The organism is Bradyrhizobium sp. (assembly GCF_030697065.1).
In the GTDB taxonomy this organism is placed as follows: Bacteria; Pseudomonadota; Alphaproteobacteria; order Rhizobiales; family Xanthobacteraceae; genus Bradyrhizobium.
Window position 1 is genome coordinate 1 of sequence record NZ_JAUYQU010000315.1, and the last position, 5,031, is coordinate 5,031.

At 65.4% G+C, this 5,031-nt stretch carries 5 protein-coding genes; 4 read left to right on the forward strand and 1 reads right to left on the reverse strand.

Features of this window, described 5'->3' with window-relative positions; all coding sequences use genetic code 11:
- Positions 1-373 precede the first annotated feature (373 nt).
- The 4 genes from thrC to Q8R73_RS24760 all read left to right on the forward strand — a co-directional run bounded on the left by thrC (position 374) and on the right by Q8R73_RS24760 (position 4,630).
- On the forward strand, positions 374-1,792 hold the full coding sequence (thrC, locus tag Q8R73_RS24745) for a threonine synthase (RefSeq protein WP_305722170.1): 1,419 nt from the start codon (positions 374-376) through the stop codon (positions 1,790-1,792).
- Positions 1,789-3,078: a pitrilysin family protein gene (locus Q8R73_RS24750; RefSeq protein WP_305722171.1), complete on the forward strand. Its 1,290-nt coding sequence runs from the start codon at positions 1,789-1,791 to the stop codon at positions 3,076-3,078. The genes thrC and Q8R73_RS24750 overlap by 4 nt, the downstream gene beginning before the upstream one ends.
- 195 nt (positions 3,079-3,273) lie before the next feature.
- On the forward strand, positions 3,274-3,861 hold the full coding sequence (locus Q8R73_RS24755) for a GNAT family N-acetyltransferase (protein WP_305722172.1): 588 nt from the start codon (positions 3,274-3,276) through the stop codon (positions 3,859-3,861).
- 106 nt (positions 3,862-3,967) lie between these two features.
- Positions 3,968-4,630, forward strand: coding sequence for a hypothetical protein (locus Q8R73_RS24760; RefSeq protein ID WP_305722173.1), 663 nt, complete (start codon positions 3,968-3,970; stop codon positions 4,628-4,630).
- 59 nt (positions 4,631-4,689) lie between these two features.
- On the opposite strand, the gene Q8R73_RS24765 is transcribed toward Q8R73_RS24760, so the two are convergent.
- Positions 4,690-5,031: ATP F0F1 synthase subunit B (locus Q8R73_RS24765; RefSeq protein WP_305722174.1), on the reverse strand; the 342-nt coding region annotated here is incomplete at its 5' end.

The window sequence follows — 5,031 nt, forward strand, 5'->3', positions numbered from 1 at the left end:
CCAAACCACCTGGCCCTATCACCATGAAAAACGGCCTCGAATACTTCCACGCCGTCGCAGCAGGATGGACCCTTAGAGATGTGTGCATGCCCTAGTGCGAACGCAGGGGCCCATACGCCGCGGTTTATCGGCGAAAAGGCCGGTGTCAGATATCTCCTGCAACAACAGGTGACCGGGATTATGGGTGCCTGCGTTCGCAGGGACGACGTGGAGAGAGTGGCGCGTGAGCCGCAGGACCCCGTGCTTTTCATCCTTCCAGCATTTCCCCTCCGTGCAAAAACCCATTATGGTGCCTCGGGTTCGTCGTCGACGGACTAAATAACTCCATCGAAATCAAAGGCTTGGCGATGCTCATGAGCCTTTGGAGGGCGGTTTGACGCGGTATATTTCGACGCGGGGGGAGGCCCCCACGCTTGGTTTCTGCGATGTGATGCTGACCGGGCTGGCCCGTGACGGCGGCCTCTACGTGCCCGAGACCTGGCCGCAATTGTCTCCCGAAGCCATCGCCGGGTTGTTCGGCCGGCCCTATTGGGAGGTCGCGGTCGAGGTGATCCGCCCGTTCGTCGGCGGCGAAATCTCCGACGCCGATCTCGGCCGCATGGCCAATGAGGCCTACGCCACGTTCCGCCATCCCGCCGTGGTCCCGCTCGACCAGACCGGTCCCAATCAGTTCATGCTGGAACTGTTTCACGGACCGACGCTGGCGTTCAAGGACGTCGCGATGCAGCTGATCTCGCGGCTGATGGATCACGTCCTTGCCAAGCGCGCGCAGCGCACCACCATCGTGGTGGCGACCTCGGGCGATACCGGGGGGGCGGCGGTCGACGCCTTCGCCGGCCTCGACCATGTCGATCTGATCGTGCTGTTTCCGCATGGCCGGATCTCCGACGTGCAGCGGCGGATGATGACGACGTCGGGCGCGGCGAACGTTCATGCGCTCGCCATCGAAGGCCATTTCGACGATTGCCAGGCGCTCGTGAAGGGCCTGTTCAACCATCACGGCTTTCGCGACGAGGTCGCGCTTTCCGGCGTCAATTCCATCAACTGGGCGCGGATCGTGGCGCAGGTGGTGTATTATTTCACCTCGGCGGTGGCGCTCGGCTCGCCCGCGCGCACGGTGGATTTCACCGTTCCTACGGGAAATTTCGGCGACATTTTTGCGGGCTACGTTGCGAAGAAGATGGGCCTGCCGGTACGCTGGCTGCGGATCGCGGCCAACATCAACGACATCCTGCCGCGCACGCTGAAGACCGGCATCTATGAAGTGCGGGAGGTTCACGCCTCGGCTTCGCCGTCGATGGACATCCAGGTTTCCTCGAATTTCGAGCGGCTGCTGTTCGAGGCGGGCGGACGCGATGCCGCCGGGGTGCGCCGGCTGATGGCGTCGCTGAAACAATCCGGACGCTTCGTGCTGCCCGACGCCACGCTGGCGGCGATCCGCGCCGAATTCGACGCCGGCCGCGCCGACGAAACCGAAACCGCAGCCGCCATCCGCGCCGCCTGGCGCGAGGCCGGCGATCTGGTCGATCCGCATACCGCGGTGGCGCTGGCGGTGGCGGACCGCGACACCCCGGATTCGAAAATTCCCAACATCGTGCTCTCGACCGCGCATCCCGCAAAATTCCCCGATGCGGTGGAGGCGGCGTGCGGCGTGCGTCCGGAACTGCCGGCCTGGCTCGAGGGTTTGATGACGAAGCCGGAGCACATCACGGTCATGAAGAACGATCAGGTAGAAGTGGAACGATTCGTGCGCTCGGTCAGCCGCGCCGCGAAGCAGGGAGTTGCCGGATGAGCGTCGATGTCACCAAGCTTGCTTCCGGTCTCACCGTGATCACCGATTCGATGCCGCATCTGGAGACCGCGGCGCTGGGAGTCTGGGCCGGCGTCGGCGGCCGGGACGAAAAGCCCAACGAGCACGGCATCTCGCATCTGCTCGAACACATGGCCTTCAAGGGCACCACGCGTCGCTCGTCGCGGGAGATCGTCGAGGAGATCGAGGCGGTCGGCGGCGACCTCAACGCCGGCACCTCGACCGAGACCACGGCCTATTATGCAAGGGTGATGAAGGCCGACGTGCCGCTGGCGCTCGACGTGCTCAGCGACATTCTCGCCAATCCGTCCTTCGTGCCGGACGAACTGGAGCGCGAAAAGAGCGTCATCGTGCAGGAGATCGGCGCTGCCCAGGATACCCCCGACGACGTGGTGTTCGAACACCTGAACGAGCTGTGTTTCCCGGATCAGCCGATGGGACGCTCGCTGCTGGGGACCGCAAAGACCCTCAAGGGTTTCAATCGCGATACGCTGCAAGGCTACCTTTCGACGCATTACCGCGGTCCCGATATGGTGGTGGCGGCCGCCGGTGCGGTCGATCACAAAAGGATCGTGGAAGAGGTGTCGCATCGCTTCGCCAGTTTCAACGGCCCGGCGGCGCCGAAACCGCAACCGGCGATGTTCGGCAAGGGCGGCTCGCGCGTGGTGCATCGCGATCTCGAGCAGGCGCATCTGACGCTGGCGCTCGAGGGGGTGCCGCAATCCGACCTGTCGCTGTTCTCGCTGCAGGTTTTCACCAACACGCTCGGCGGCGGGATGTCGTCGCGGCTGTTTCAGGAAGTGCGCGAGAAGCGCGGGCTGTGCTACTCGATCTACACCTTCCATGCGCCCTACAGCGACACCGGATTTTTCGGGCTTTACACCGGAACGGACCCCGGCGACGCGCCTGAAATGATGGAGGTGATCGTCGACGTCATCAACGACGCGGTCGAGACGCTCACCGAGGCCGAGGTGGCGCGGGCCAAGGCGCAGATGAAGGCGGGACTGCTGATGGCGCTGGAAAGCTGCTCGGCGCGCGCCGAACAGCTGGCGCGGCACGTGCTGGCCTATGGCAGGCCGCTGACGGTGGAAGAGCTGGTGACCCGGATCGACGCGGTCAGCGTGGAATCGACCCGCAACGCGGCCCGCGCGCTGCTGTCGCGCAGCCGCCCGGCGGTGGTGGCGCTCGGCAGCGGCAGGGGTCTGGACACCGCGGTGGGTTTCGCGGAAGGTTTGACCCGGTCGAAGGCGAAGACGCTGCTGCATTAGGACGGACGATGGGAGCTTGCTGCCATGCTTCGAGACGCTCGCTCTGCTCGCTCCTCAGCATGAGGGTGGTTGTGGTTCAACAGGCTAAATCTCATCCTGAGGAGCCCGGCATCGCGCAGCGAAGCCGGGCGTCTCGAAGGATGGGCAGCATCACCGATGTGTGATTTCAGATACTAGGCCAGGAGAGTTGCGGGCATGGCCCTGTTTCGTTTGCCATCCAGCGGACCGGCAGCGCTCGCCCCGCGTGGCCACGGCCTGTTGCTGCGCGCGCCGCAAATGTCCGATTACCCGGCATGGTCGCAGCTGCGCGAATCGAGCCGGGCCTATCTCACGCCATGGGAGCCGATCTGGCCGTCCGACGACCTGACCCGCTCGGGCTTCCGGCGCCGGTTGCGCCGCTATGCCGAAGACATCGCCGCCGACCGGTCCTATCCCTTCATCGTGTTCCGGGAATCCGACGGCGCCATGATCGGCGGCGTGACGCTGGCGAATGTCCGCCGCGGCATCGTGCAGGCCGGTACCATCGGATACTGGGTCGGGCAGCCCTATGCGCATCGCGGCTACATGACGGCGGCGCTGCGGGTGCTGCTGCCGTCGCTGTTCGGCGAACTCAACCTGCACCGCATCGAGGCCGCCTGCATTCCCACCAATACGCCGTCGATCCGCGTGCTGGAGAAATGCGGCTTCGCCCGCGAGGGGCTGGCGCGGCGCTATCTCTGCATCAACGGCATCTGGCAGGACCACCTGCTGTTCGGCCTGCTGCACGAGGATTTTCGCGGCTGATCCGGTGTTTCGCGGTCCCGCCGGGTGCCTTTGGTTCGCCGCCATTGCCCTGCTATAACCGCGCCGGGGACGATGTTGACAACACTGAAGATACGGGGGACGTCGCATGGAGGATAAGCCTGTGCTCAGGACGGCTGCGCGGCCGGGCAGATCTCGCGGAATAGCGCTTCCCGGCGCGATTTCACTGGCCATCGGCTGCAGCATGCTCGCCACGCCGGCGTCGTCGCAGTCCTTCACCGATCGCTTCAAGAACCTGTTCGGCGGCAAGTCCGAGCAGGCTCCCGCGCCGGGAGCCCCGCCCGCGGCCGACGAAGCCCCCAGCGACCTGTCCTGTCCCCCCGTCTCCATTCGAGCCGGAGCCTCCACCTATCAGGTCGCGGCGCCGGGCAAGCAGCCGGTCGGCAACGACCTGCGCTTCCAGGTGACGATCACCCGCACCGCGAGGGAGTGCAGCTACAATGCCGGCGAGATCACCGCGCGGATCGGCATCCAGGGCCGCGTCATTGCCGGCCCCGCGGGCGCCCCGTCCAATGTCGACATCCCGCTCCGGGTTGCGGTGGTGCAGTCCGGAGTCCAGGAAAAGACCATCGCCACCAAGGCCTACCGGACCTCGGTGACGATGTCCGAGGACGGCAGCGTACCGTTCACGCTGGTCGCCGAGGACCTGGCCTATCCGGCGCCGCCGGGAGCCGTCGGCGATTCCTACATCTTCTACATCGGCTTCGATCCGCAGGCGCTGAGGCCGGAACCCAAGGCGAGAAGGAAGTAACACGCAAAAAAGCCGGCGCGATCATCTCGCGCCGGCCTGGTGTCGACGATTGAAAATTGTCAGTTCAGCTTGGCCTTGACCTCGGCGATGCCCCTGGCCAGCAGGTCGTCCGCGACCGGGCCCTGCGTCGTCTGCGACAGGATGGTGGCGGCGGCCGTCACCGCGGCATCGGCTGCAGCCGCACGAACGTCGGCGAGCGCCTGGGCCTCGGCGAGCGCGATCTTGCTCTCGGCGGTCTTGGTGCGCCGGGTTACAAAATCCTCCATCTTCGTCTTGGCTTCGTCGGCAATGCGTTCAGCTTCGGCCTTGGCGGCTGTGATGATTTCCTGCGCCTCGGCTTCCGCCCTGGCGTGGCGGGCCTTGTATTCCGCCAGCAGCTTGGCGGCTTCGTCCTTGAGCCG